The sequence below is a fragment of the Methylobacterium haplocladii genome (genome assembly GCF_007992175.1).
In the GTDB taxonomy this organism is placed as follows: domain Bacteria; phylum Pseudomonadota; class Alphaproteobacteria; order Rhizobiales; family Beijerinckiaceae; genus Methylobacterium; species Methylobacterium haplocladii.
This window is the reverse complement of the sequence record NZ_BJZT01000041.1, coordinates 16,518-42,863: the sequence shown is the minus strand read 5'-3', so window position 1 is coordinate 42,863 and position 26,346 is coordinate 16,518. Positions and strand designations below refer to the sequence as shown.

General features: G+C 68.9%; 26 protein-coding genes. 9 read left to right on the top strand and 17 right to left on the bottom strand.

All coding sequences use genetic code 11. The features are described 5' to 3' along the window. Nucleotides 1-31: 31 nt before the first annotated feature. The 8 genes from MHA02_RS18575 to MHA02_RS18540 form a co-directional block, all read right to left on the bottom strand. Nucleotides 32-1,099: a DNA polymerase III subunit delta' gene (locus tag MHA02_RS18575; RefSeq protein ID WP_147081490.1), complete on the bottom strand. Its 1,068-nt coding sequence runs from the start codon at nt 1,097-1,099 to the stop codon at nt 32-34. Next, nucleotides 1,089-1,805, bottom strand: coding sequence for a dTMP kinase (tmk, locus tag MHA02_RS18570; protein WP_147081488.1), 717 nt, complete (start codon nt 1,803-1,805; stop codon nt 1,089-1,091). The genes MHA02_RS18575 and tmk overlap by 11 nt, the downstream gene beginning before the upstream one ends. Before the next feature lie 41 nt (nt 1,806-1,846). Then, entirely contained in the window at nt 1,847-3,082 is a 1,236-nt protein-coding gene (locus MHA02_RS18565; protein WP_147081486.1) for a D-alanyl-D-alanine carboxypeptidase family protein, read from the bottom strand. A gap of 175 nt (nt 3,083-3,257) precedes the next feature. After that, nucleotides 3,258-4,544, bottom strand: a complete 1,287-nt coding sequence (locus tag MHA02_RS18560) for an efflux RND transporter periplasmic adaptor subunit (RefSeq protein WP_147081484.1) — start codon at nt 4,542-4,544, stop codon at nt 3,258-3,260. 46 nt (nt 4,545-4,590) lie between these two features. Further along, nucleotides 4,591-7,821: an efflux RND transporter permease subunit gene (locus tag MHA02_RS18555; protein WP_147081482.1), complete on the bottom strand. Its 3,231-nt coding sequence runs from the start codon at nt 7,819-7,821 to the stop codon at nt 4,591-4,593. Between the two features lie 112 nt (nt 7,822-7,933). After that, nucleotides 7,934-9,244: a septal ring lytic transglycosylase RlpA family protein gene (locus MHA02_RS18550; RefSeq protein ID WP_147081481.1), complete on the bottom strand. Its 1,311-nt coding sequence runs from the start codon at nt 9,242-9,244 to the stop codon at nt 7,934-7,936. Nucleotides 9,245-9,583: 339 nt separating this feature from the next. Further along, a complete protein-coding gene (locus tag MHA02_RS18545; RefSeq protein WP_147081479.1) occupies nt 9,584-9,889 on the bottom strand; it encodes a ribbon-helix-helix domain-containing protein in 306 nt (101 codons plus the stop codon). Then, nucleotides 9,873-10,535, bottom strand: a complete 663-nt coding sequence (locus tag MHA02_RS18540) for a division plane positioning ATPase MipZ (RefSeq protein ID WP_147081477.1) — start codon at nt 10,533-10,535, stop codon at nt 9,873-9,875. Before MHA02_RS18540 ends, MHA02_RS18545 begins: the two co-directional genes overlap by 17 nt. 433 nt (nt 10,536-10,968) lie before the next feature. Between MHA02_RS18540 and MHA02_RS18535 the strand changes: the two genes are divergently transcribed. Beyond that, entirely contained in the window at nt 10,969-11,553 is a 585-nt protein-coding gene (locus tag MHA02_RS18535; protein ID WP_147081475.1) for a PAS domain-containing protein, read from the top strand. On the opposite strand, the gene MHA02_RS18530 is transcribed toward MHA02_RS18535, so the two are convergent. The 7 genes from MHA02_RS18530 to MHA02_RS18500 form a co-directional block, all read right to left on the bottom strand. After that, on the bottom strand, nt 11,550-12,875 hold the full coding sequence (locus MHA02_RS18530) for a COG3904 family protein (protein WP_147081473.1): 1,326 nt from the start codon (nt 12,873-12,875) through the stop codon (nt 11,550-11,552). The two genes, MHA02_RS18535 and MHA02_RS18530, sit on opposite strands and share 4 nt — an antisense overlap. A 201-nt stretch (nt 12,876-13,076) precedes the next feature. Continuing rightward, the gene (cobF, locus tag MHA02_RS18525) at nt 13,077-13,832 is read right to left on the bottom strand and encodes a precorrin-6A synthase (deacetylating) (protein WP_147081471.1); all 756 of its coding nucleotides are present in this window, start codon (nt 13,830-13,832) and stop codon (nt 13,077-13,079) included. 2 nt (nt 13,833-13,834) lie between these two features. Beyond that, complete coding sequence (locus MHA02_RS18520) at nt 13,835-14,185, bottom strand: hypothetical protein (RefSeq protein ID WP_147081469.1); 351 nt, start codon at nt 14,183-14,185, stop codon at nt 13,835-13,837. A 444-nt stretch (nt 14,186-14,629) separates the two neighbouring features. Next, nucleotides 14,630-14,959, bottom strand: a complete 330-nt coding sequence (locus MHA02_RS18515; protein ID WP_147081467.1) for a hypothetical protein — start codon at nt 14,957-14,959, stop codon at nt 14,630-14,632. A gap of 64 nt (nt 14,960-15,023) precedes the next feature. Continuing rightward, the gene (locus MHA02_RS18510; RefSeq protein ID WP_147081560.1) at nt 15,024-15,869 is read right to left on the bottom strand and encodes a metallophosphoesterase; all 846 of its coding nucleotides are present in this window, start codon (nt 15,867-15,869) and stop codon (nt 15,024-15,026) included. 7 nt (nt 15,870-15,876) lie between these two features. Next, nucleotides 15,877-16,482 carry a cation efflux transmembrane domain-containing protein gene (locus MHA02_RS18505; RefSeq protein WP_147081465.1) on the bottom strand — a complete coding sequence of 202 codons (606 nt, stop codon included), beginning with the start codon at nt 16,480-16,482 and terminating at the stop codon, nt 15,877-15,879. A 103-nt stretch (nt 16,483-16,585) separates the two neighbouring features. Beyond that, nucleotides 16,586-16,819: a GCG_CRPN prefix-to-repeats domain-containing protein gene (locus MHA02_RS18500; protein WP_147081463.1), complete on the bottom strand. Its 234-nt coding sequence runs from the start codon at nt 16,817-16,819 to the stop codon at nt 16,586-16,588. A gap of 326 nt (nt 16,820-17,145) precedes the next feature. On the opposite strand from MHA02_RS18500, the gene croR reads away from it, so the two are divergent. From croR to crtI, 3 genes are all read left to right on the top strand, one after another. Continuing rightward, entirely contained in the window at nt 17,146-17,619 is a 474-nt protein-coding gene (gene croR, locus MHA02_RS18495; protein WP_147081461.1) for a 3-hydroxybutyryl-CoA dehydratase, read from the top strand. 7 nt (nt 17,620-17,626) lie between these two features. Then, nucleotides 17,627-18,448, top strand: coding sequence for a TrmH family RNA methyltransferase (locus tag MHA02_RS18490; protein WP_238180507.1), 822 nt, complete (start codon nt 17,627-17,629; stop codon nt 18,446-18,448). Between the two features lie 102 nt (nt 18,449-18,550). Next, nucleotides 18,551-20,140, top strand: coding sequence for a phytoene desaturase family protein (gene crtI, locus MHA02_RS18485; RefSeq protein ID WP_147081459.1), 1,590 nt, complete (start codon nt 18,551-18,553; stop codon nt 20,138-20,140). Nucleotides 20,141-20,154: 14 nt separating this feature from the next. Here crtI and MHA02_RS18480 read toward each other — a convergent pair whose 3' ends face one another. Further along, entirely contained in the window at nt 20,155-20,409 is a 255-nt protein-coding gene (locus tag MHA02_RS18480; RefSeq protein WP_147081457.1) for a hypothetical protein, read from the bottom strand. 158 nt (nt 20,410-20,567) lie between these two features. On the opposite strand from MHA02_RS18480, the gene MHA02_RS18475 reads away from it, so the two are divergent. The 4 genes from MHA02_RS18475 to MHA02_RS18460 all read left to right on the top strand — a co-directional run bounded on the left by MHA02_RS18475 (nt 20,568) and on the right by MHA02_RS18460 (nt 24,895). Further along, nucleotides 20,568-22,106 (top strand): phytoene desaturase family protein, encoded by a 1,539-nt coding sequence (locus MHA02_RS18475; protein WP_147081455.1) that lies wholly within the window; start codon nt 20,568-20,570, stop codon nt 22,104-22,106. Nucleotides 22,107-22,242: 136 nt separating this feature from the next. Next, nucleotides 22,243-23,058 carry a lysophospholipid acyltransferase family protein gene (locus MHA02_RS18470; RefSeq protein ID WP_238180508.1) on the top strand — a complete coding sequence of 272 codons (816 nt, stop codon included), beginning with the start codon at nt 22,243-22,245 and terminating at the stop codon, nt 23,056-23,058. Next, nucleotides 23,058-24,188: a glycosyltransferase family 2 protein gene (locus tag MHA02_RS18465; protein WP_147081453.1), complete on the top strand. Its 1,131-nt coding sequence runs from the start codon at nt 23,058-23,060 to the stop codon at nt 24,186-24,188. The genes MHA02_RS18470 and MHA02_RS18465 overlap by 1 nt, the downstream gene beginning before the upstream one ends. 116 nt (nt 24,189-24,304) lie before the next feature. Continuing rightward, nucleotides 24,305-24,895, top strand: a complete 591-nt coding sequence (locus tag MHA02_RS18460; protein WP_147081451.1) for a DUF805 domain-containing protein — start codon at nt 24,305-24,307, stop codon at nt 24,893-24,895. A gap of 3 nt (nt 24,896-24,898) precedes the next feature. Here the strand turns inward: MHA02_RS18460 and cutA are convergent, their stop codons facing one another. Beyond that, nucleotides 24,899-25,225 (bottom strand): divalent-cation tolerance protein CutA, encoded by a 327-nt coding sequence (gene cutA / locus MHA02_RS18455; RefSeq protein WP_147081449.1) that lies wholly within the window; start codon nt 25,223-25,225, stop codon nt 24,899-24,901. A 92-nt stretch (nt 25,226-25,317) separates the two neighbouring features. Between cutA and MHA02_RS18450 the strand changes: the two genes are divergently transcribed. Then, nucleotides 25,318-26,088: an NAD kinase gene (locus tag MHA02_RS18450; RefSeq protein WP_147081447.1), complete on the top strand. Its 771-nt coding sequence runs from the start codon at nt 25,318-25,320 to the stop codon at nt 26,086-26,088. Nucleotides 26,089-26,346: the final 258 nt, after the last annotated feature.

The following is a 26,346-nucleotide window of genomic DNA, read 5'->3' as shown; positions in this document are numbered from 1 at the left end:
AGTCATGTGGCCTCCGGGGGTATGGACGTCGTCATCCGACGTGGCGCATCGCCCCGGTCACCTCGCCGAACAGCGACAGCACCAGCGGCCGGCGGTCGAGATTGTAGATGGCGGCGTCCCGCGCCTTCGCCGTCATCCGCTCGGCCGCCTCGACGAGTCCGAGGAGGGGCGCCGCCCCCTCCCCCTTGCGCCGGTCGATCTCACCGGAGAGGAAGCGCTGTAGCGTGTCGAGGGCCGTCGCGAACAGTTCGTCCGCGTCGCGGCCCGAGAGCGTGTCGGCGAGCTTGAGGATACGGCGCCAGTCCGGGTCGTGCGGGCTCGAGAGCAACATGCGAACCTCGCGCACCACGCCCGCCGTCGCTGGGTCGAGCAGCGCCACGGCGCGCGAGACCGAGCCCTCGCCGAGCGCCGCGGCCCGCGAGATCGCGTCGAGCTCCGGCTGGGCGAAGGGCGGTGGAAACCCGGCAATCACCGCCTCGACCTGATCCTGTTCCAGCGGCCGCAGACTGAGCTTGCGGCAGCGCGAGCGGATCGTCGGCAGCAGGCGGCCCGGCGCATGGCTGACGATGAGGAAGAGTGCGCGCGGTGGCGGCTCCTCGACCATCTTCAGCAGGGCGTTGGCGCTGTTGGCGTTGAGGTCTTCGGCGCTGTCGACGATGCAGACGCGGTAGCCCCCCTCCCCGCCCGCCGTCTCGGCGAAGAGGTCGAGGGCCTTGCGCGCCGCCTCGACGGGAATCTTCGTCGGCAGCGTCTTGGCGTTGGGGGCCTGCACGCGGCGCAGCGCCACGAGGTTCGGATGCGACAGGGCCGCGACCCCGCGCGCGGCAGGGTGCCCCGGCGGCACGTCGAGGCTGTCGGGCGCAGACAGCGTGCGCGGGTCGGCGACGAGGCGGCGCGCGACCCGATAGGCCAGGGTCGCCTTGCCGATGCCGCGCGGGCCGCCGATCAGCCAGGCGTGATGCAGCCGCCCGGAGCGCAGGGCTTCACCAAACGCCGCCTCCGCCGCCGCGTGCCCGATGAGCCGGTTCTGCTCGCGGGGGCGTGGAATGTTAGGGAGATCGCCCGCCTCCGCGGTCTCACGCGTGAGCTCAGGCGGCATTTTCGTGAGCCTTCTCGCCCTTGGACAGCGTGGGCAGGCGGGTAGCAACCGCCTTGCGAATCGCGGCCTCCACGGCGTCGGGCTCGGCCGTCGCATCGATCACGGCACAACGCTCCGGCTCGGCTTCGGCGATCCCCTGAAACGCTGCGCGCAGGCGCTCGTGGAAGCCGAGGGCCTCGGCCTCGAAACGGTCGGCCTCCCCCTCCCCGTCCGGCGCGGCGCTGGCGGCGCGCCTGCGGGCGCGGGCGAGACCGGTCTCCGGAGGCAGGTCGAGGATCAGCGTCAGGTGAGGCCGAGTCTCGCCGACGACCACGCGTTCCAGCGCGCGCAGAACGCTCCCATCGACGCCGCCGGCCGCCCCCTGATAGGCGCGCGTAGAATCCGAAAAGCGGTCGCAGAGGACGATGGCGCCCTGCGCCAGCGCCGGCCGGATCAGGTGGTCGAGATGGTCGATGCGGGCGGCGGAGAACATCAGCGCCTCGGCGAAGGCGCCGTAGGGCTTGGCTGCGCCGGCCAGCACGGCCTCGCGGATCGCTTCGGCTCGCGGCGTACCGCCCGGCTCGCGGGTCGTTACCACCTCCCGGCCGGTCTGCTCGCGCAGATGCGCGGCGAGCCGGAGAACCTGCGTGGACTTCCCCGCTCCCTCCCCGCCCTCGAAGGTGATGAAGACGCCCGTCGGAGCGGCTTCGGACGCGTTGGTTGTCATGCCTTGCGGCCCTAGCATGACCCAAGTCGGAGTGCGACGCCTTACGAGGCGCCGCTGCCGCCCTTGTCTCCCCCCTTGGCCTTCTCGAAAGCCTTGCGGACGAGATCGCCGCCGACCTCCAGCGCCGAGTCGAAGGCGCGCTGGGTCAGCGTCCCCTGGGCTACCGTCTCGGCCGCGAAGAGCGGCTGGTCGAGGGCGATGGTCTCCCCGCGCATGACGCGGAGCGTACCGACGCGCTTGCCCTGCTCGATCGGCGCGACGAGCGGCCCCTGGTAAATGACGCGGGCGCTCATGCGCTCGGAGGAGCCGCGTGGTTGCAACAGGCGCACGGGCTTCTTGGCGACGACGGCCACCGCGCCCTTCTCGCCGCCGAACACCGGCACTTCGGCCACGGTCTCGCCGGGCTGGAACACCTGACGGTTCTCGAAGGCGCGGAACCCCCATTCCATGAGCTTGCGCGCTTCCGACGCGCGGTCGCGGGCGGTCTTGAGGCCCGACAGCACCATGATCAGCCGCTGGCCGTTCTGCACCGCCGAGCCGGTCAGGGCGTAGCCCGATTCGTCGAGGAAGCCGGTCTTGAGCCCGTCGGCGCCGATGTCGAGGGTGAGCAGCGGGTTGCGGTTCTGCTGCTTGATCTTGTTCCAGGTGAACTCGCGCTCGGCGAAGATCTTGTAGAGATCCGGGTAGGTGTCGATGATGTGTGTGGCGATCCGCGCCATGTCGCGCGCCGTCACCTTCTGGTCGGGGGCGGAATAGCCGGTGGCGTTGCGGAAGGTCGAGCGCGTCAGCCCGATCTCCTTCGCCTTCTGATTCATCAGCCCGGCGAAGGCCTCCTCCGTGCCGGCCATGTTCTCGGCGATGGTGATGGCGGCGTCGTTGCCCGACTGCACGATGAGGCCGCGCAGCAGATCGGACAGCTTGATGCGGCTGTTGACCTGCGCGAACATCGACGAACCGCCGCCGCCCGCCCCGCCCCGCTTCCAGGCGTCCTCCGTCACCGTGAACTCGGAATCCATGGTGAGCCGGCCCTCCTTGAGGGCGCCGAAGACCAATTCCGTGGTCATCAGCTTGGCCATGCTGGCCGGGGCGAACAGCTCGTCGGGCGCCTTCTCGAACAGCACTGCGCCGGATTCGGCGTCGATCAGGATCGCGTGCGGCGCGGCGGTCTGGAATGTCTGGGCCCGCAGAGGCGCGACGGACAGGGTGAGAACGGCGGCGAGCGCTGCGGCCGCGCGAAAAAGGAACGCTCTGGAAGCCGGTCCGGCACGCATCGTCATCTCTCGCGCGTCGCCTGCCGCTGCAGGCCCCTGTGAAGCTTGACCATACAGTGAATTCCCGCTTGGATCGAATCCAAGCCGTCGAGATGGTAACGCCTTCGGCGCAGCGCTCGCTCCCGCTTCTTGGGCAAAGCACTCGCCCGGCGGACCGACGTCCCGTTCGACCGAGCAAGTTCTAACGCTGAGCCGCCTGCATCGGCTTGCCGTCGTACTTCTCCGGTTGGAGCTCGATCTTCTGGCCGTCCCTGAGGTCCGGAGGCGGGCTGAGGACGAGGCGCTCGGAGCCCTCCAGGCCTTGGTCGAGTTCGAGGCTCGCGCCGAGATCGCGGCGGATGTGGATATTGCGCCAGGAGGCGCTGCCGTCGGGATTGGCGACGGCGACCTGGGTGCCGCGCTGGTTGAACACCATCGCCTCGGCGGGGATGCGGATGACCGGAATCGCGCGCGGGATCTTCAGCGTCACGTAGACGTAGAGGCCGGCCTGCAGGGCGAAATCCTTGTTCGGCACGTCGACCTGCGTGGTCAGCGTGCGCGAGGCCGAGAGCAGGGCCACCGAGCTGCGCTCGACCGTGCCGGAGAAGGTGCGGTCCGGCATCTGCGGGGCCTTGATGGTCGCGGAGATACCGGGCTTGACCCCGACCGAGGCGTTCTGGGGCACGTTGACCGAGATGCGCAGCACGTCGTCCTGAACCATGCCGAGCAGCGGCGTGCCGCTGCCGGCATCCGCCGTCACGAGGTCGCCGACATCGACGCTGCGGGTGGTCACGACGCCGTCGAAGGGGGCGGTCACGATCTCGAAGCCGGTGAGGGCCTTGAGCCGGTCGACGGTGGCCTGCTGCGCCTTGATGTTGGCCTCGGCCACCTTCACGTCGGCCTCGGCCGAGGCCAGGTTGGCGTTCTGGCTGAGCACGCTCGCCTGGCTGTTGTCGGCATTCTGCTTCGAGGCCCAGCCCTGACCTGCCAGCGTCGAGGTGCGCGAGTTGGTGACCTGGGCGAGGCTGACATTGGCCTTCGCCTGATCGACCTGGGCCTTGGCCCGAAGCAGCTGCGCCCGGAGCTGACCGAGTTGCGCTTCCTGCTGCGCAAGCTGCTGGTCGAGGTCGGGGGCGGCGAGGCGCAGCAGGCGTTCGCCCGCCTTCACCCGAGAGCCGATGTCGACGTTGCGCTCTGCGATGTAGCCGGTGGCGCGGGCGAAGATGCGGGCGGTGGCGAAGGCCTCGGTCTGACCGGGCAGTGTCAGTTCGACGGGGGTGTCGATCTTCTCGGCGGCGACGGCGCGCAGCTTCGGCACCTGCTCAATCACCTTGCGCCGGCTCTCGGTGGCGGCCGCATCACGCTGCCAGTGGCCGTAGCCGCCCCAGCTGAGGAGCCCCAGCGCCACCAGCGCAGCGAGCAGAAACGGCCCCTTGCCCGGCGGCGGGGGGATGTCCTTGTCGGAGCTTGATCGTTCGGGGTGGCTCACCGTGACCCTCGCAGGCGAACGGTCGCTGAACGGGACTCGTTCCGGATCATACGTAATCCTCGATCGGCTTGAGCGCGCCGCGGCGTAGCAGGCTGTAGAGAAACGGTACGAACAGCAGCGTCGCGGGCGTGCCGAGTGCAATGCCGCCCATCACCGCGCGGGCCAATGCCGCGTTCTGTTCGCCGCCCTCTCCGTTGCCGATCGCCATCGGGATCAGGCCCAGGAACATCGCGCCCGCCGTCATCAGCACCGGCCGCAGGCGAGTCTCGCCGGCGGCGATGGCCGCTTCGAAAGCGCTGCAGCCGGTGGCCTCGCGATGCTCCTTGGCGAAGGTGACGAGCAGGATCGAGTTGGCGCTCGCGATGCCCACCGACATGATCGCCCCGAACAGCGAGGGGATCGAGAAACTCGTACCAGTGATGAACAGGCTCGCGGTGATGCCGCAGAAGGCGAGTGGCAAGGCGGCGAGCACAACGAACGGATCGCCCCAGCTCTGATAGTTCACCGCCATCAGCAGGTAGACCGCGATCAGCGCGATGCCGAGGCCGACCTCCAGCCGGAAGAACGCCGAGCGCATGTTCTCGATCTGGCCGCGCACGACGATCTTGTCGGGGGCCGAGAGGTTCTTCTGCTCCTCCTGCACGATCCGGTCGATCTCGGAGGCCACCGAGCCGAGGTCGCGGTCCTGCACGGCGGCGTAGACGTTGAAGGTCGGCTGCGTGTTGACGTGGTTGATCACGGTCTGCGTCGGCATCCGCCGCATGGAGGAGACGCTGGAGAGTAGCGTCAGCACGCCGGGGCCGTCGCGGCCGCCGCCCTGTACGAGCAGCGGCGTGTTCTGCAGGTCGGTGAGCGAGGCGTTGCGGTATTCCGGCGTCTGCACCCAGAGCTGATAGGGGATGCCGGATTTCGGGTCGGTCCAGAAGTTCGGCGTCACCTGGAAGGAGCCCGACAGCGAGACGTTGAGGCTCTGCGCCACCTGCTGCTGGGTCAGCCCGAGTTCCGAGGCCTGGCGCCGATCGACGTCGACGTAGAATTGCGGCTCGTTCACGATCTGGTGGAGATGGACGTCGGCGAGCCCCTTGGTCTCCTTCAGCCGGGCGACGATCCGCTGCGCGACCTCGAGGTCTTTCTCGGTGTTGCGGCCCGAGATCTGAACGTCGATCTGCGCGATCACGCCGAAATTCAGGATCTGGGTGATGATGTCGGAGGGCTGCAGATAGACCGTGAGGTCGGGGAAACGCTCGCGCAGGGTCTCGCGCAGGCGCTTGACGTAGTCGGCGACCGGTCCGTGGCCCTCCTTCAGGCTGATCAGCATCTGGCCGTCGTTATAGGAGACGAACGAGCCGTCGGAGAAGGCGAAGTTGTAGTTGTTCGAGGGGATGCCGATGTTGTCGAGAATCAGCTCGATCTCGTCCGGCGGGATCACCTCCCTCACCGTCTTCTCGACGTTCCCGAAGACTTGCTCCGCGGTCTCGATGCGCATGCCGGTGCGGGTGCGCAGATGCAGGGTGATCTGACTCGATTCGACCTGCGGGAAGTAATCCTGGCCGGTGAAGACGAAGAGTCCGCCAGCCCCCACGAAGACGAGGCCGACCACGGCCAACGTCGCCACGCGCCGGGCGAGCACGACGTGGAGCAACCCGACATAGCCGCGGTGGAATCTGTCGAAGCGTGCCTCGAAGCCACGGCGAAAGGCACCGGCGAGGCGAAACACCGGCTTCATCGGCCATGACAACGCGCGGCGCAGCCGCCCGCTCTTCGGCTTCTCATGGTCCTCGCCGTGGTGCTGCGCGTACTCGCGCGCGACCAGCACGTCGATGAGCAGGGGCACCAGGGTGCGCGAGAGCAGGTAGGAGGTCAGCATCGCGAACACGACCGCCAGCGCCTGCGGCGTGAACAGATACTTCGGGATGTCGGTCAGCGCGAAGACCGAGACGAAGGCGGCGCAGATCGAGAGAGTCGAGATCAGCGCCGGCTTGGCGATGCCGGCCGCCCCGTGGACGACGCTTTCACGAAACGGCTTGCCCTCCTCGAACAGTCGGTAGGTGTTCTCGATCGCCACCGTGCCGTCGTCGACGAGGATACCGACCGCGAGCGCGAGGCCGCCGAGCGTCATCACGTTGATGGTCTGGCCGAGCGCGGCGAGCACGGCCAGCGATGTCAGGATGCAGAGCGGGATCGAGATCAGCACGATCAGCGTCGAACGCCACGAGCCGAGAAACAACAGGATCGTGAGGCCGGTGAGGCAGGAGGCGATCAGCGCCTCCTCCAGCACGCCCTCGATCGCCGCCGAGACGAAGACCGACTGATCGAACAGCGCCTTGACGCTCATGCCCTCCGGCGCCGCCGCGCGGATGTCCGGCAGCGCCTTCTTGAGGTTGTTGACGACGTCGAGCGTCGAGGCGGTGCCGTTCTTGAGCACCTTCATCAGCACGGAGGGGGCGCCGTCGCTGCGCACCACGTTGACCTGAGGCGGACCGCCGTCGCGCACATGCGCCACGTCGCGCACCAGCACCGGCTGGCCGGCCACCACCTTGATCGGGATCTCGTTCAGCGCCGCGATGGTCTCGGGCGTGGCGTTGAGCTGGATCGGGTATTGCTGCTCGCCGAACTTGGCGAGGCCCGAGGGCAGGGTCAGATTCCCTGCGGTCATCGCGTTGGTCACCTCCAGCGGCGTCAGCCCGAGCGCCTGGAGTGCGTGGAGGTCGAGATCGACCATCACCTGCCGCGGCGCGCCGCCGAAAGGCGAGGGCAGCGTCGAGCCCGGCACCTGGGTCAGGCGCTGGCGGATGCGGTACTGGGCGTAGTCGTAGACCTTGTTGAGGCTGTCCTTGGTCGATGTCAGGGCGAGCTGGATCACCGGCACCGACGAGGCCGAGAACCGCACGATAACCGGCGGCTGCACCCCCGGCGGCATCAGCGCGCGGATCGAGTTCGTCGAGGAGACCACCTGGGCGATGGCGAGGTCGATGCTGACGCTCGGGTCGAAATAGATCTTGAGCACCGCCGAGCCCTGGAGCGTCGTCGATTCCATGCGGGCGATGTTGTTGACGTTGTTCGAGATTCCGAACTCGGAATAGGTCGTGATCCGCTTTTCCATCTCCGGCGCGGACAGGCCCGTATAGGTCCAGACGACCACGACGACGGGGATGTCGACGGTCGGCAGAACGTCCTTCGGGGTCACGATGACGGCGCCGGCTCCGCCGAGCAGCATCAGCACGGCGAGCACATAGGTCGTGATGCGGAACTTCAGCGCGTACTGGACAAGTCCCATCCGCCCTGCCCCCGCCTTCGCGCCTCGAAAGCTGATCTAGGGCAGGTCGAATGTTTCGGGCAAATGTCTGCGCACGACTCGCGAGGCGAACGCGCCCCCATGTCGCAGGTCTTCAGTAGGCGCCCGCGAGGTGCGAGCGCCGCCCGGCTGGGCCGGAAGCGGACTTCGTCGCCGAAACGGGCTTGGCCGTCGAGGAGGCCATAAGGCGGGCCATGGCGAGCTTGTCGTTCGACGGCATCGCGGCGGCGATGCGGTGCGTCGGCACTGCCTTACCCGTTACCACGGGGGCCTTGGCCGCCGATGCGACGACCATGCGCTGAGCCCCTCCCCCGAAGGCGCTCTGAGCGGTCCGCTTGCCGGCCGAGGTGGTCGGAGCGGGGTCTCGCATGGCGGCGGCGAGGCGGATCGGCGGCGGAGCGAGGCTGAGCGGCGCGGCGTTGCGCCCGGCCGAGGCGAGAGCGCTGCGGGCGGCGGGGCCGGATGGGTTGAGGCCGGCCACCGGCATCGGGCGGAAGGCGCCGGCGCGGGCGGCCGTCGGCTGGACGGCCGCCGGCACGGCGACGGTCGCCGCGCTCGCCAGCACGATCGGGGCACGCTGCGGACGCAGCACGGGTGCGGCCTCGGACGCATCTTCCTCCGACCCTGCCGGCTTGTAGGCCAGCGTCGGCCGTGCGGTCCGGGCGAAGCGCTCGGGCGCGGGCTCCTCGCGGTCCGGCCCGAGATCGGCGACCATCACCGGCGAACCCGAGCCGGTCGAGGCTGGCCGGCCGTCGGTGCGCAGGCTGGCCAGCAGCCGGCGGTCGTCGCTGCCGGCGACGGAGGCCTTGCCGACATACTCGACCCGGACCCGCTCGGTGCCCTTGTTGTGGAAGGCGAGCGCCCGGGCTGCCTCCTCCGAGAGATCCATGACGCGGTTGGCGTGATAGGGGCCGCGGTCGTTGACGCGCACCACCATCGAGTAGCCGTTCGAGAGGTTGGTGACGCGGGCATAGCTCGGCAGCGGTAGCGTCGGATGTGCGGCGGCGATCGAATGCCGGTCGAAGACCTCACCGTTGGCGGTCATGCGGCCGTGGAAGGCCGAGCCGTACCAGGAGGCCAGACCCTCGCGGACATAGCCCTTGGCGTCGTCGCGCGGCACATAGGTCTTGCCGGCGACCACGTAGGGCTTGCCCGAGAAGCGGCGTCCGCCGCCCTTCGGGATCACGTCGCCCTCGTTGTAGAGGCGACGGCTGGCCTTGACCCCGTATTTCGGGTCGATCTCGCTGCCGGAGGCGGCGGTGCCGGCGAGCCTTTGCGGGTTGTTGCCGGCGCAGTTGGCAGCCGTGAGTGCCACCGCGCAGACCCCGATCAAGCGCCAGACCGGCCAGACGCGCGGCCGTGCGTCCATCGCCGGAGGGGTTCCGGCCGTCGTGATCCGCGCCATACGCAACTCGCCCGGGTCTATGGCGACCGCTCTTCGCCTCCCAGGAACGCAGGAGGCGCGGCCGCTCGATACGCTGTCGTGACGATCGGGGAGTCACCCCTTCACGGCGCATAGAATTGTCCGGACGGCGTAAACGAAGGCTGAACGGTGCGGCCGGGCCGGCGCAACTCGGTACAGGCCCGTTGAGATAGTGGATAAGAAAGCGCCGCTAACAACCTGTCTCGAAACAGTTTATTTGCAGCCGATAATCGACATCATCCAGTACCGGACGCTCGCTCATGCAGCGCGCGAATAGCGGCTGGCAAGTACCTGTAAACACTCGACGATGACGGCGAGAACTCAGCGGCTCTCGGCGTCGTTGATCTGCTCGATGGAGCGGGCGCCGCGCTGCTTGAACAGCAGGTCGAGGGCCTCCAGCATCAAGCCGTGCATCTTGGTGCGTTCGGTATGCGCCAGATCGCGGAGCTGGTCGTAGACCGGCGGCTCCAGATAGACCGACATCTGCCGGGCGCGCTGCTTCAGCGTCGCGGCCGGCTTCGCGCGAGGTGCGGGAACGTCGAGCTGGACGATCTCGGCGCTCCTGCGGGCCGGCGGCGTCGCCGCGGCGACGATCGCCGCCAGATCGAGCTTAGGCGGCCTTGACATGCTTGCCCACCCCGGCGGTCGTGCCCCTGCCCGCCTGCATCCGGCGCTCGATCCAGGACCAGAGACGCCGGACTTCGCCCGCGGCCTGGCCCTTCGGGTTGAACTCGGTGACGCCCTGGCCGACGCCGATGGCGTCCTGGTGATCGGTGCGTGCGACGATGTTCACGTCCGGTAGGATACCGAGCACCGCGAGGCCGTCGGCGGCGTCGCGGATCCGGTAGGAGCGCGGCGGCGTCTGGTTCAGCACGAAGGCGAACTTCTTTTCGAGCCGGTAGACGGCGGCGAGGGTCGGCTTGAAGGCGCGCAGGTCCGCCGGGGTCGGGCGGCATGGGATGATGCAGAGATCGGCCGCGCGGATCGCCGAGAGCGTGCCGTTCGAATCGACGCCGGGCGTGTCGATAAAGACGTAGTCGTAGGCGGATTCACGCAGGCGCTCCATGACGGCCTCGATCTGCGTCGCGTCGATCTGAGCGACCTCCGGGCCTTCGGCCGTGCGATGGTCGAGCCAGTCGGAAATCGTGGCTTGGCGATCCATCTCGAGGATGCAGACCGTATGACCGGCCTCCTGGGCTGCGACAGCGAGCGAGATGCAGAGCGTGCTCTTGCCGCTGCCTCCCTTCTGCGTGACGAATGTGATGGCCTTCATCGCCGTGAAACCTCTCAAGCCAGCCGGTCTGCCGCCGCGATCCTTCCGGATCCCGTCACGGCGTCCTTTGATCCCGGGATGACCTGATCCCGGATATCCCTGAACCCAAATGTCGCCGATCATGGTTAACCGGGGGTTAAGAGCATCGGATCGGCGGATGACGCGATCATGGCATCCTGTGATCCGGGACCGGGTCCGGCGCGGCGGCGAGACCACTTCTCGTAAGCGAAGTTTCACTGAATTAACCTGAGGTTGCCAAAACGACCGAGGCCGCGTGATCAGTGAATCGTGATTTCCAAGAGCGTACTTTACAGGGCATTGTCGCTGACGTTAGGTTTTGTGTATGGCGGGTAGCGCCAAAAAATAAACTTGAAGTAGATTATGGGCGTGCCGATGCGGCCAGCCTCTCATTGCCCTTGGAGCGCTTGCCCGGATGGCGGTTTCCCCTCTCCTGCCCGATGCAGAGCTCGTGGCCGCCCTCGACGGGTCGGCGTGCCTCGGCGCCTGGACCCACGACGTATCGGCCGACCTCTTCAGCGTCACCGCGCCCCTCGGTTGCGCCCTCGACCTCGCCCCCGGGGAAAGCGCCGGAGTGCCGCTCGCCCGCGTGCTGTCGCTCATCCATGCCGAGGACCGGCCGCGGATCGCAGGCTTGTTCGCCGCCTCGCAGGAGGAGGGCAGCCCGTTCGAGGTGGAGTTCCGCATCGGGGAGGGACGCGGCGGCGCCCGTTGGCTGCGCCTGATGGGCCGCACCGACATCGACGCGGGACGTCGCACCGCTCGTGCCCGCGGCCTCGCCTTCGACCTCACCGAGGGACGGCTCGGCCGGGGCAGCCCGGCCCGGCAGGCACAGTGGCAGGCCAACCAGCTCGCCGACCACGTGATCGCGATGAAGGGCCTCGTCCCGCCCCTCGACAACCCGTCCCTGGCCCGGCTTGTCGACCGGCTTGCCGTGGAGATCGGCTTCGAACTCGCCCGCCGCGTCACGCAGGCGGCGACGGGTGATGCCTTCCACTAGGGTCGGGCCGAGGCCTCCAGCTGCGGGCGCGGGGCAGCGGTCGGATTGATCAGGCCGCGGAGCGTCGCCGCCGCCTCGCGCTGAGGTCGCGCCAGGGCCTCGGCATACGCGGCTCGCAAGCCCGTGCATTCGGATGGCGGCGGCGAGGATAGGGGCCGCAGGGCGTCGTCGGCGAGAGTGAGCGCATCCGGTTCGGGCGTGGGGCGATCCGCCTGGGCGAGGGCGCGCCCGACCAGAGCGCGGGCGGCAAGGTCCTCGGTCTCGCCCTTGCGGCCTTCTTCCTGCCGCAGCGCCTGCCGGGCGAGGACGAGGTTCCCGTCGGCGCCGATGGCGGCGCAGGTGGCGGGTGTCGTCCGCGACCGCTCCATCGCTCTCAGGAGATGGCGTCCCAGGGCGACGAGGCTGCGGTCGTCGGCGCCGCGCATGGCCCGCGACAGGCTGCGGGCGGCGAGCCGCTTCAGGCCCTCGAAGGCGTCGGCCTCGGACAGGCCGCTGCGGTAGCTGTCGAGATACCAGGCGGCGATGCCATCGACGACCCGCGGCGCCCGCGCCTCGAAGGCGTGCAGCAGGTCGAGGTTGCGCAGCACCGTGGCGCGGGCGTGCGCCAAGTCGTCCCCGTCGTCGAGGGTGGAATCGGGGAAGCGCGACGGTTCGACGATGCTCGTGGCGACGCCGGCATCCAGCAGCCGGCCGGCATCCGGGAACCACATGTCCTGCGAGTCCACCCGGAGCGCGGCATCGGCGAACTCGGCGGAGACCCCGGCCGCGATGTAGGCGGCGCGTTCGGGCGCACCGTCGGCTCGAAACACCTGACCGAACAGGCCGGCCTCGTAGGGCGCGTGGAAGCCGAGCCGCGTCGCCGCCATGACGTAGCGCTCGCGGCCGCGCACGAAGGCGAGGGTGCAGGCCGAGACGCAGAAATCGGGCACGTAGGTGGCGAGCCGGTGCCGCGCGATCGCCGCACCGATCGCCTCGCCCTCGTCGACGAGGCCGCCCTCGCTGGTGAGGTGGATGCGTTCGGCGCGGGGGTTCTCGGCGAGCAGGCGTTCGAGCCTCGCGCCGGCCCCCTCGGTCAGCTCTCCGTAGAGCCGCACGTCCCGGCCGCCGGGGCCGAGGACGATCCGTGTCTCGGGCCCGGGAAGGTCGGTGCCGAGGCGCGACTCGAGTTCGAGGGAGAGGCGGGCATAAATGCCGAACAGGCCGGTCTCGGCAGGTTCGGCGCCGCTGCGCAGATGAGCCTGGACCACGGTGCCGGCGCCGAGACAGGCGAGCGCCAGTCCAGCCAGTCCGATCCCACGTACGACGCGCCAGGCTCCCGCCATGACCTGCCCCCAGATGGCTCGATGATCGTCAAGACCGAGGCCAATCTTCAAGTCCCGCCGCAGCTAAGCAAGGGCTGCGCCGGGGGAGTCTCGGGGTCGGATGCGCGCCGGGGAGCGACTGTGTCGAACGAGAGACGTCTTATAAAACGAACGATCCGTTCGTCGTACGGTCCGGAAGATGAATGTTTCGACGGCCTGTCATTATGTCGCAGGCCGCGCTAGGCGGTAGATGTCCATGATCCAGCCGTGGCGCGCCCGCGCCGTGCGCCGGGTCTCGCGAATCAGCTCTGCGACGTCGCCCAGGCGGCCGGCGATCAGGAGTTCGTCGCTGGTGCCGAGATAGGCGCCCCAGTGGATGGTCAGGTTCGGGTCGAGGCCGGCGAAGTCGACTTTTCCGTCGAGCATCACCACCGTGGCGCCATCCGCCGACAGATCTGCGGCAAGGCGCCGGCCCGTAGTGATGGTCACCGGTTCGCCGATGCCGTTGAGCGCGATGCGGTGGCCGGCGGCGAGCGCCTGCACACTGGTGATACCGGGGATGACCTCGACATCGAAGGCGAGACGGCCGCGCGCGTGGATGCGGTCGATGATCCGGATCGTGCTGTCGTAGAGCGCGGGGTCACCCCAGACCAGGAAGGCGCCGCAGCCATTGTCGCCGAGGTTCTTGGCGACGAGGTCTTCGTAGAGCTCGGCTCGCGCTGCGTGCCAGTCGTCGACCGCCACGCCGTAATCCGCCGGCGTCCGGTCGCGCGCCGGATCGGCGGCCGCGACGAAGCGCGGCTGCGGACCTTCGATGTATCGCTCGCAGATCTCCCGGCGGACCCGGACGAGATCGGCCTTGGCGTCGCCCTTGCCGATCAGGAAGACGACCTCGGCCGCATTCAGTGCGCGCACCGCCTGGATGGTGACATGCTCGGGATTGCCCGTGCCGATGCCGATCAGGAGGAGTCTTCGCACGTTCAGCGCCCGAACCAGGACGCGACCGGGTCGACCACATAGGCCGCAACCGACGAGATCCAGGCGCGGGCACGCGTGGTCAGACCGTCCTTGCGTGGGCCGTCATCGGACTTTGCAATGCGCGCGGCGAACTCGGCGGCGACGTACGCGTCTTCGGAGGGCTTGCAGGCGGCGAGTGTCGCGCGTTCGGCCGCGCGCTTCTCGATACTGGCCGGCTGGCCGGAAAAGGTCTGGCGGACGCAACGGTGCCAATCCCGGCGCAGACCGTCGAGATCGGCCTCCTGCGCCTGCACAGTGCCGCCCGCGAGCCAAGCAGAGGCGATGAGGACGGACAGGTTCGAGCCTCGCACCACCCAAGCCTCCTACGATCCGGCAGCTACCACGGAGAGCCTGCCGGTGTTCCCGGCTTGTTCTCTGGCCTGCGAGCAGCCTCTACGTGATTTGCGCACGGATGGCTGTAACCCGGATGCGTCACGCGGCCCCGAGATGGGCCGCGCGGTTCAGCCGACCAGCGCCGTCAGACAGGTGCCGAACAGCGTCACCATGCCGATGGTCATGATGAATTTCAGATCTTCGATCCGCTGGCTCATGGCCGTCTCCCTCGGCGGTAGATTGAACACCGCGCATTAGGCTCAATGAACATTTAGCGGTTTCACGAGAATGCCTCTGTGTGCTTCGTCACCGGAAACCACGCAGTCCCACGGCGGCATCTGCAAAACATGGTTGCCGAATTCCGAACGAGCCCATGGACCGCGCGCCTCCGGTCCGCCGAGGCGCGCCCAGGCCGGGAAACGGCGTCAGCTTCCGCCGGCCCCGCTGCCGCCACCACCGCCCGTATTGCCGACGGGAAGCTCGGGCTTCTCCGCATTTCCTTCCGCGCCGGAATTGTTCGATCGGCTATCCGCACCGGTGCCACCGCGCACCTGCGTCTCGACCGCGCCGGGGCCGCTCTTGGCTCCGGCGTCGGGCTTCACGAAGCCGGCCTGCGGCTCGCCCGGCGTCGTGACCCGAGCTGGACCGGGCTGACGGATCTCGGCCGGCTTGTTGCCGCCCCCCGATTGCGCCAACGCGGCGCCCGAAAGGATCAGAAGCGGCACGCTCAGCGCAGCAGCCGTCTTGGACATCATGATGGGCTCCCGGTTCGAGGATGATCGTTTCGGGACAACACATGCGTCGCCTGAGTGTTTCCGCTCAGCCGATCTCGATGCGCAGGTCCGGCGCGAAGGTCCCACCCTCGACCGGGTTGGCGACCCAGCGGGTGCGGCCGATGTGCATGTCGTGCCCGGCATGGAAATGTCCGGAGACCCAGGCGACCGGTCGCTGCGCGTCGGGCAGGTCTTCGAGCACGGTGGTCGCGTAGAAGGCCGGCACCCACCAGGGCACGCCGGGCTTTCCACGGAACGCGTCGGCTGCGCGCGGGCTCGGCGGGTGGTGCGTGACCGCGACGGTCGGGCCGGGATGGGGCTGGGCCAGCGCCGCCAGCAGCGCGGCCCTCTCGGAGCGATGCGCCGCCATGGCGTCGGCCGGCGACCAGGCCGTGCCGTCGGCGTTTCGGATCGAACCGCGAAACTCGCGCGAGCCCGTCACCGGGTCCGTCATGCGCGCCGCCGCGAAGGCGATCGGGTCCTCCGGGCGCTCGGGCGTGTCCGCCGTGAGCCAGCGGCCCGCCAGCGACCAGTCGCTCCAGAGCGTCGTACCGACGAAGCGCACGCCGTCGATCACCGTGCCCATCCCGTTCTCCAGCAGGTGGAGACGGGCGCCCTCCCCGTTCAGGCGCGCGACCTCCCTGCGCAGGATGGCCAACAACTCCGGCGCAGTGCGGCCGTCGCCGGTGGGGGCGTAATGCTCGTGATTGCCCGGCACAAGAACCACGGGCTGGCCTTCGGCCAGCGCGAGCACGGCGGCGAGTCCGTCTTCCGGGCGTCCCTCGGACAGGTCGCCGGCGCAGACCATGACGTCGAAGGGCGCCGCGGGCCTCGGGATGAGGTCGAGGCGGCGGCGCTCGAGATGCAGGTCTGAGATCGGGAACAGGCGCATCGTCAGGTCAGGCCCGAGCTTCGGCGGCAGCCCGGCGCTCGGCATGCGCGGCCTTGAGGATATCGACGGCCGAATCGGCGTTCAGGACCGCAATGCCGAGGCCGACGACGAGGTCCGGCCAGGGCGACAACGTCACCGCTGTGGCAAGCCCCGCCAGGATGATCGCGATGTTCGCCGCCACGTCGTTGCGGGCCGAGAGGTAGGCCGCGCGGGTCAGGCTGCCACTGCCCTCACGATGCCGGGCGAGCATCAGCGCGCAGGCGAGGTTCACGAGAAGCGCGCCGATGCCGGTGAGCGTCAACGGGAGCGGCGCAGGCGGCGTCATGTCCGCGACCTTCTCGTAGGCTGCCCAGGCCGCGCCGATCGCCGGCACCAGCAGGATGAAGGCGAGCGCCGTGCCGAGCCGCGCCCGGTTGCGCAGGCTCCAGCCGAGGCCGGCGAAGATCAGCAAGTTGATCGCCGCGTCCTCGAGGAAATCGAGGCTGTCGGCGAGGAGCGCGACCGAACCGATGGCCAGCGCGACCGCGATCTCGATCCCGAAATAGGCGAGGTTCAGGCCGGCGACGCGGACGACCACCGGGCGCAGGCTCGGGCCGGAGCCGTGTTCGTCCATGACAGGGTCGCCTCGTCCCGGCAGCGTTGCGCCGCCGGGAGGCCACTAGACGACTGACCCGGCAGCGGCAATTGCCGAGCCCGAGGCGGCTCGGCTTCGCGCGTCAGTAGAAGTCGCGGCGGAACGGCCGAGGACCGTCGAAGCGGCGCGGACCGTAGCCGCCGTAATAGCGCGGTCCGGGTCGCGGCCCGAAGAAGCGCGGGCCGTTCGGCCGGCAGATGCCATAGGGGTTCGGATGGAATCCGGGGCCGCAACCGCCTCTGGCCTCGGCGGCGTTGCCGGCAGCCAACATGGTTCCGAGGGCGATCAGCCCCGCGCCCGCATGTTTCCACGTCATTCGACTCTCCTTGATCTGGCCGGGGGAAGCCGGCGGCTTGGCGCGCTGGCAGGGTCGATCCGCCCGGTCCGTCCTGAACGCGGTCCCCTGTGAGGCCGGGGCCGCTGAACGGGCATCTGGTTCGGGCCGGCCCGATGTCGAGGGTCGCGCTTCGCCGCCGAGGGCGTCGGCGCCTTCGCCTTTCGTGGGGATGTTCCTCGCCGGAACGGGCTGTACCAGGGTGTCCAGCCCGCTCGCGCCGCGCACTGGATTTGCGCACCGTCTTGTGCGAGGCCAAAGCTTTGCCGCGCTCGCGTTCATCGCGACGGTACCGGAGACACCCAGCAATGTTGCCCGAGCTTCGTATTCTGTATTTCGAGGATCTGGAGGTCGGCCTCACCGAGATCTGGAAGAAAGAAATCTCCTCTTCCGACGTGGTGGGCTTCGCCGAGATCACGGGCGACCGCAATCCGATCCACCTGTCCGAACACTTCGCGGCGCGCACCCCCTTCGGCACCCGCATCGCCCACGGCCTCTACACGGCTGGGCTGATTTCGGCGGTGCTCGGCACCCGCCTGCCCGGCCCGGGTGCGGTCTACATCAGCCAGACCCTGAACTTCCGCGCGCCGGTGCGCATAGGAGACACCGTCGAGGTCATCGTCGAGGTGGCCGAACTGATCGCCGAGCGCCGCCGCGCGCGGCTCACCTGCACCTGCAAGGTCGGCGACGAGGTCGTGCTCGACGGCGAGGCCCTGGTGAAGGTGCCGAAGAAGGAAGAGGCCGACCCCCTCAGCATGCGCATGGGCGGCGGCCGCGCCTGATCCTTTTGTGAGGTTCGAGAACGCGATCTCCATCGAAGACCCCGCCGATCCGCGGCTCGCGCCTTACGCGTCGATCCGCGAGCGGGATCTCGTCGGCCGCCAGGGGCGCTTCATCGTGGAGGGCGAGGTCACGCTTCGCCTGATGCTGTCGCCGGCCTCCCGTTTCCGGGCCGGGTCGATCCTGCTGGCGCCGGAACGCCTGCCCGGCTTCACGGATCTCATCGCCGCCCTGCCCGAACCGCCACCGGTCTATTGCGCGTCGAAGGCGGTGATGGGCGCGGTGGCGGGTTTTCCGATGCATCGCGGCGTGCTGGCTCTGGGCCTGAGCGGCGAGCCGCCCGCGCCCGGTTCGCTGATCCCCCCTGCCCCGGCTCCAGCGGTCGTCCTCGGCCTCGTCGGCTTGACCAACCATGACAATGTCGGCGGCCTGTTTCGCAACGCCGCCGCCTTCGGGGCCGATGCGGTGCTCCTCGACGACGCCACCTGCGATCCGCTCTACCGCAAGGCGATCCGGGTCTCGGCCGGCGCGGCGCTGACCATGCCCTTCGCGCGCACCGCGAGCCCGCAGGCGCTGCTCGGCCTCGCCGCGCGCCACGACCTCGTGCGGCTGGCGATGACGCCGGGGGCCGAGGGCGACATCGCCGACGCCGCCCTACCCTCCCGCTCCCTGGTGCTGCTCGGCAGCGAAGGCCCCGGCCTTCCGCCGCAACTGATGGCCGAATGCAAAAAAATCCGGATCGGAATGGCGGCGGGATTCGACTCGCTGAACGTCGCCACTGCCGGCGCCATCGCACTGCATCACCTGCTGCGGCGACGGCGCGGGGTGTAAGCGTGGCTTTACGCGCGACATTCCGTGGCAATTGCCGCACAACGCGCAAAGGCCGACATAGCGCGGCTTGAGGTCATGGGTTTCGAGGGGGAGCGGACGGCGTTGCTTCAGTCACGCGATGGGTTGCGGAGCCTTTCCGGCCGGCGCGTTGCGGTCGTCGGTGCCGGGCCCGGGGGCCTTGCCACGGCGCTCCTGCTCGCCAAGGCCGGTATCCATGTCACGCTGTTCGAGCGCGACCCGGCGGTCGGCGGCCGCACGAAGACCGTCGAGGCGCCCGGCGGCTACCGGTTCGACATCGGCCCGACCTTCTTCCTGTATCCGCAGATCCTCGCCGACATCTTCGAAAGCTGCGGCGAGCGGCTGGAGGATCACGTCGCGCTGAAGCGGCTCGACCCGATGTATCACCTGCTCTTCGAGGGTGAGGATGGCGTTGCGGCCGAGATCCGGGCCACCGGCGACGAGGACCGGCTGAGGGCCGAGATCGCACGCATCGCGCCGGAGGATGCGAAGAACCTGCACGCCTTCTTCACCGAGAACCGGACCAAGCTGCACACCTTCAAGCCGGTCCTGGAGCAGTCCTTCGACCGCTTCTTCTCGATGATGAGCCCGGCGATGCTCGCGGCGCTTCCCCATCTCCATCCCAGCCGCAGCGTCGACAAGGATCTCAAGCGCTACTTCGCCGACCCTCGGGTGCGCCTCGCCTTCTCGTTTCAGACCAAATATCTCGGGATGTCGCCGTTCCGCTGCCCGAGCCTGTTCACGATCCTGTCGTTCCTCGAATACGAGCATGGGGTCTATCACCCGGTCGGCGGCTGCGGCGCGGTCTCGGAGGCGATGGCGGGCCTGGCCCGCCGGATGGGCGTGGACATCCGTCTCGATACCAAGGTCGAGCGCGTGGTCTATGAGGGCCGGCGCGCCTCGGGCGTCGTCGTGAACGGCGAGACCTTCAACGCCGACGCGGTTGTGCTGAACGGCGATTTCGCCGGCACCATCCGCGATCTCGTTCCGGAGACGCACCGGCCGCGCTGGCGCGACCGGAAGGTCGACAAGGCTCGCCTCTCCTGCTCGACCTTCATGATGTATCTCGGCATCGAGGGAAAACTGCCGGACGGCCTCGGGCACCACTCGATCCTGCTCTCGAAGGATTACGAGCGGAACATCGCCGAGATCACCGGCGGCACCCTGCCGATGACACCCTCGCTCTACGTGCAGCATGCCGGCTTCACAGATGGCGGCATGGCGCCCCCCGGCCACACGGCGCTTTATGTTCTGGTGCCGGTGCCGAACCTCAAATCCGGGATCGACTGGGAAAGTGTGCGCCCGGCCTATCGCCGGCTGGTGCTCGAGCGCTTGAAGTTGCTCGGCATCACCGACATCGAGAGCCGCATCCGCTACGAGCGCGTCCTCGACCCGCGCGATTGGCGCGACGAATTCACGGTGCACGAAGGCGCGACCTTCAACCTCGCCCACGATCTCGGGCAGATGCTGTGGTTTCGCCCGCACAACCGCTTTGGCCCAGGCCTCTACCTCGTCGGCGGCGGCACGCATCCCGGCTCCGGCCTGCCGGTGATCTACGAGGGCGCCCGGATCTCGGCGCGTCTGCTGATCCAGGATCTGGCCGGTGCCAAGGCCCCTGCCCTGAAGGAGCTGCCCGCGACCTCACCGCTGGCGACGCAGGGCGAAGCGCGGTGACGGAACCGGCGAGGCTACTTCGTTCCGCAGCCGATGCAGATGCCCTTCATGATCTGGTCGTCCTTCCTCATCTGCTCCGTACGGGCTTCGCGGCCCTCGGACGGACCGGGTCCGGCGGCGGCGCCGGGCGGCTTGGTCTGGCCGACGGAGGTGGTGTGGGGGGCGGTGACGGTGGAGGCCGGACCGCCGCCGGTGCCGGTTTCGGCCTGCGCGAAGGCGGGCGTGACCGCGAACATCAGAACGGTTGCGAAGGCGGATCGCGTCAGCATGACAAACTCCTAGTTTCCCGATTAACGTCCAGATGCGCCTCGAAAGTTCCGGGAATCTCCGATCGCGCGACGGGGTATCGCGTTGACCGCGACCGGATCGGGTCTAGCTTTTCGGCAAGGGACGGCTGCGAGCCGCGCCCGGGGGAGTCGTGTCGACCATGAGTAGCGGTTCCTCGGTCGCGGTGGTCGGCGGCGGGTTGGGTGGTCTGGCGGCGGCCTGTGTCGCGGCGGCGCGTGGGCACCGGGTCACGCTCTACGACAAGAACGCCTGGCTCGGCGGCAAGGCGGCGGTCCTGAACGAGGGCGGCTTCCGCTTCGACATGGGGCCGACCATCCTCACCGTGCCACGCGTGTTGGAGCGGATCTTTTCCGAGGCCGGACGCAGCGTGCACGACGCACTCGACCTGCGCCGGCTCGACCCGCAATGGCGCTGCTTTTTCGACGACGGCGCCCGTATCGACCTCGTCGAGAATGTCGAGGCCATGGCGGCCTCCATGGACCGCTTCGCCCCGGGCGAGGGCGCCGGCGAGGGCTACAGGAAGTTCCTGGCGATTTCCGAGAACCTGCACGGCGTCAGCGAACGCTTCTTCTTTTGGAAGGCGGTGCAGGACCTGTTCGACACGATCGACATCCGTGCCAACATGAACCCGTCGACGTTGCGCGACGTGCTCTCGCTGCGAATGCATTCCACCGTCGCCGGCACCATCCGCGGCAAGGTCAAGGATGCGCGGCTCGCGCAGATGCTCGACCATTTCGTACAATACGTCGGCTCCTCGCCGTACGGCGCACCGGCGGTGCTCTGCGCCATCGCCCACATGCAGACCGCCGAGGGCGTCTGGTATCCCATGGGCGGCACTCGCGCCGTGGCCGAGGGCCTCGCCAAGCTCGCCACCGATCTCGGGGCCGTGATGCGGCCGGCCGACGAGGTGAAGGGGCTCGACATCCGCGACGGCGTGCTTCGCGGCATTCGCACCGCAAGCGGCACCACGGCCTACGACGCCGTCATCTCCAACATGGATTCCGTGCGCACCTATCGCGAGCTCGTCGGCGGCGCGGTCGGCAAGGCGTACGAAACCAAGAAATTCGAGCCGGCCTGTTCGGGCGTGGTGCTCTATCTCGGCCTGAACCGGCGCTACGAGCATCTCGGCCACCACGACTTCGTGTTCTCGCGCGACCCGGAGGAGGAGTTCGACTTCATCTATCGGAAGGGCGAGCCGGCGCCGGACCCGACCGCCTATCTCGCAGCACCCTCCGCCACCGATCCGTCCGTGGCGCCCGAGGGTGGCGAGGCGCTCTATGTCCTGGTGCACACGCCGTATCTGCGGCCGCACCACGACTGGCAGAGGATGTTTCCGGCTTATCGCCAGATCATCCTGGACAAGCTCAAGCGCACCGGCGGCATGCCGGACCTCGAGGAGCGGATCGTGTTCGAGCGGCACCTGACGCCGCAGGACATCCACGACCGCTATCACGTGCTCAACGGCGCGATCTACGGGCTGGCCTCCCACGGCCGCATGACGGGGGCTTTCAAGCCCGGCAACCGCTCACGGGAGGTGAAGGGGCTCTATCTCGCCGGCGGCGCCGCCCATCCCGGCCCGGGCATGCCGATGGTGATGATGTCCGGCTGGATCGCCGCCGACGCCCTCGATACGGACATGAGGACGGGCGCGCAGCCGGTTTTGCGCAAGAGCGCGTGAGTCCCGTCGTGGCCGCTTGCAGGGTAGACCCCTTCTTACACCCTCATCCTGCGGTGTCGAAGCGTAGCGGAGCCCTCGAGGGCTCGTGCTCATTTTGGCCCCCTCCTTCGAGGCTCGCTGGCGTGGGCACTTCAGAATGAGGGCCCGGGGAGGATCACCGGCTGAGCCGGCGCGCTCGGCCCATGTCTGGCGCTTCATGGCGGCCTATTTTTCGCGGTTCCTGCGCCGGCACATGACGGCTCTGCGGCTCGCCCGCTGGGGGACGCCCCGGCGACTGGATCATCCGGGGCCACTGGTGGTCTATTGCAACCACCCCTCCTGGTGGGATGCGGCGACGACCATCCTGCTAGCCGACCGGCTGTTTCCGGGCCGCGCGATGTTTGCGCCCTTCGATGCGCGGATGCTCGAAAGATACGGCGTCTTCCGCCGGCTCGGTGCCTTCCCGGTGGATCTCAGCTCGCGCCGCGGGGCCGCGCAGTTCCTGGCCTCGGCGCGCACCGTGCTGGCCAAGCCGGACCACATGCTCTGGCTCACCGCGCAGGGCCGGTTTTCCGACGTGCGGACCCGGCCGCTGGATCTGCGCCCCGGCATCGCGCATCTCGCCGAGATTGCGCCGGACGCCCTGTTCGTGCCGCTGGCCCTCGACTACGCCTTCTGGGACGAGCGCGGGGCCGAGGCCTGCTGTGCCTTCGGCGAGCCGATCGCCGCCGCCGACCTTCTAGCCCTGACCCGTCCCGAGCGTCTCGCCCATCTTGAGGCGGCACTCACCGCGACACTCGACTACCTCTCCGCCGACGTGATGACCCGCGATTCCGCCCGATTCGTCCCGGTGATCGAGGGTGCGCGGGGCGTCGGCGGCGTCTACGATCTCTGGCGGCGGCTCGGCGCCCTGGCCCGCGGCCGCCGCTTCGATCCGGCGCATGGATCGGACGAGGCCGAGCGGATCCCGTGATGCTGGCCCTCGCTCTGCTGTCCCTGGCGCTCGCCCTGCTGCCGGCGGTCCTCGCGGCCGTGAACCTGAGGGCGCTCGCGCCCCCCGCGCCGGCTCCGCAGGCGACGGGCCTCGTCTCGATCCTGATCCCGGCCCGCAACGAGGCCGCGATCATCGCCGGCACGGTGCGCGCGGCGCTGGCGAGCGAGGGCGTCGCCGTCGAGGTGCTGGTCGGCGACGACCATTCCACCGACGCCACCGCGGCGATCGTCTCCGCGATCGCAAGGGGCGATCCTCGCCTGCGCCTCGTCGAGGTCCCGACGCTGCCAGAGGGCTGGACCGGCAAGAACAACGGCTGCGTCACCCTCGCGAAAGCCGCCGAAGGCGCGCGCTTGCTCTTCATCGATGCCGATGTGACGCTCGGGCCGAACGCCGCCGCCGCTCTCTCGGTCCACGCCGAGCGGACCGGTGCGACGCTCGTCAGCGGCGTGCCGCGTCAGGTGATGGCGAGCCTCGGCGAGCGTCTCACCGTGCCGACCATCACGTTCCTGCTCCTCGGCTTCCTGCCCGTGCCGCTGATGCGGCGGCGCCCCGACGTGTCGCTGGCCGCCGGCTGCGGCCAGCTCATGATGATCGCGGCGGACGCCTATCGCCAGACCGGCGGCCACGGCGCGGTGCGGACCTCGATGCATGACGGCGTCACCCTGCCCCGGGCCCTGAGGACGGCGGGCTTCCGAACGGATCTCGTCGCCGGGAGCACCCTCGCCTCCTGCCGGATGTATTCGGGCTTCGCGCAGGCCTGGGCGGGCTTTTCGAAGAACGCCCGCGAGGGCATGGCGACGCGCCGCGCCCTCCCCGTCTGGACGTTCTTGCTGTTTGGCGGGCAGATTTTGCCGTGGCTTCTCCTGGCTACAGCTCTTGGCGCCGGGCTTCCACGGGTCGCGCTGTTGGCGTTCGCCGCCGGGCTCGTTTCCCTCGGCACGCGGGCGGCGATCACGCACGCGAGCGGCGAGCCACTTTCGACCATTCCCCTGCATCCGCTGACGATCGCAACAGCGCTGGCGATCCAGTGGACGGCGCTGGTGCGCGAGGCACGGGGCCGAGCGCCGGCCGCCTGGAAGGGGCGGAGCTATCCGGTTGGGCCGAGTTGAGACTTCGCCGCGGAATTTCCGTTGAATACAATTTCGGCTACGTCTTTCAGCGATCGGATTAAGTAACCTCTCACTTCTGCCCGCCACGGTTGCAATCGACGGAGGGGAGGCGTGGCATGCTCGGGCAGTTGTTCGGTTTTCGCGACCGTTTGGGCCGGCTCGCCTATTTCGGTTGGATCTGCGGCGGCGGTCTCCTCTGGGCGTTCGGGGTGTTCCTGCTGGTGGGCGGGGCTTTCGCGACGAGCCTCGCCAACGGCTCGATCGGCGCCCTCGTCGGGGCCTCGCTCACCCTGCTGCTCAGCCTGATCCCGCTGGTCTGGATGGGTCTTGCGCTCGCCACCAAGCGGTTGCGCGACGCCGGCATCCCTCCGCTCCTCGTCGTGCCCGCGGTGGCGGCCTTCTCGGTCTTCGACGTGCTGGTGCTATCGCGCCAGACCGGGGGCCAGCCGCTCGCCGGCTTCGTCCACAACAGCCCGGTCGGTCTCTGCGTCAACCTTGCCTACGGCTTGGTGCTTCTGTTCTGGCCGAGCGCCGGAACCAAGGGGCGCAGCGACGACGGCGAGGCACGGCACACGGGCGACGTGCCGTGGCACGAGCGTGCGCTCACCCTCGCCTCCAGCGTGCCGGTGCAGCATGAGGCCGGGTCCTATCCGTCGCAGATTCCGTTACGGGGCCAGCCCCGCACCTTCGGGCGGCGTACGGCCTGATCGTCAGCCGGCCCCACCCGTCTCCGCCATGATCCACGCCGCCGTGTCCGGATCGGCCCCGCTGACCGGCAGGTGCAGGATGATCGGCGTCTCGTAGGGATGGCGGGCCTTCAGCGCGGCGCTCAGGGCGTCGGCGAGTTCCTCGCGGGTCTTCAGGATCGCGACGACCTCGTGGCCTCGCTCCACCACGCCCTTCCAGGCGTAGACCGAGGCCATTCCGGGCAGGACGTTCACGCAGGCGGCGAGCTTTTCCCGTACCAGATCCTCGCCGATGGCGAGCGCCGTCTCGGTGTCCGGCAGCGTGGTGTAGACGAGGAGCGGGCGCTCCATGCTATGCCTCTCGTCGCAGATGCGTCCCGGCGCGAGTGAGACCTCGTCCCGTCCCGGCGTCAACACGGCTCGAACGCGGATTGTCGGATTCGATGGCGGCGCGCTTCCCACGGATCGCCTTCGTCGCGAGCCCGACGCCCGACGCCCGCGAGGCGGCCGAGGCGCTGATGCGCCGCTACGATCATGTCGCTCCGGAAGAAGCGGACGTCGTCGTGGCGCTCGGCGGCGACGGCTTGATGCTGCAGGTGCTCCACCGCTTCATGGACGGCTCGAAGCCGATCTATGGCATGAACCGCGGCACCGTTGGCTTCCTCATGAACGAGTTTCGGGAGGACGGGCTGATCGAGCGGCTTGAGACGGCGCAGCGCAGCGTGATCCATCCCCTCGCCATGGTCGTCACCGACACCGAGGGGCGTATCCACGAGGCGCCGGCGATCAACGAAGTCTACATGCTGCGCCAGACCCACCAGACGGCGAAGCTGAAGATCTCGATCGACGGGAACGTGCGGTTGCCGGAACTGATCGCCGACGGCATCCTGGTGGCGACGCCCGCCGGCTCCACCGCCTACAACTTTTCCGTGGGTGGTCCGATCCTGCCGCTCAATGCGCATTTGCTGGCGCTCACGCCGATCTCGTCGTTCCGTCCGCGGCGCTGGAACGGCGCGCTGCTGCCGAACTTCGCCCGCATCCATATCGAGGTGTTGGATGCCGCCCATCGGCCGGTGGCAGCCGTGGCCGATCACACGGAATTCCGCCGGGTCCGCACCGTCGAGACCTGGCTCGACCACGCGACCGACCTCGTGCTGCTGCACGATCCCGGCCACAGCCTCGACGAGCGGATTCTTCGCGAGCAGTTCGGCTGACGGGAGGCGCCCCCCCGCCAGACGAAAACGCCGCCCGACGAAAGCGTCGGACGGCGCGATGAACCGAAGGGTCGGCAGCGGGGGGCGCCAGGCGCCTCACCGCTCGCGCGACGTTCAATAGTCGAGGAGCAGGCCAGACGAACCCACGGCGGCAATCACCAGCATGCCGGCAAAGGCAACGGTGACACCGAAGGTGATGATCTTCGAAAAAACCATGTTTGCTCCCGTCATGAAATACGAATGTCCCTGATGTGTTGC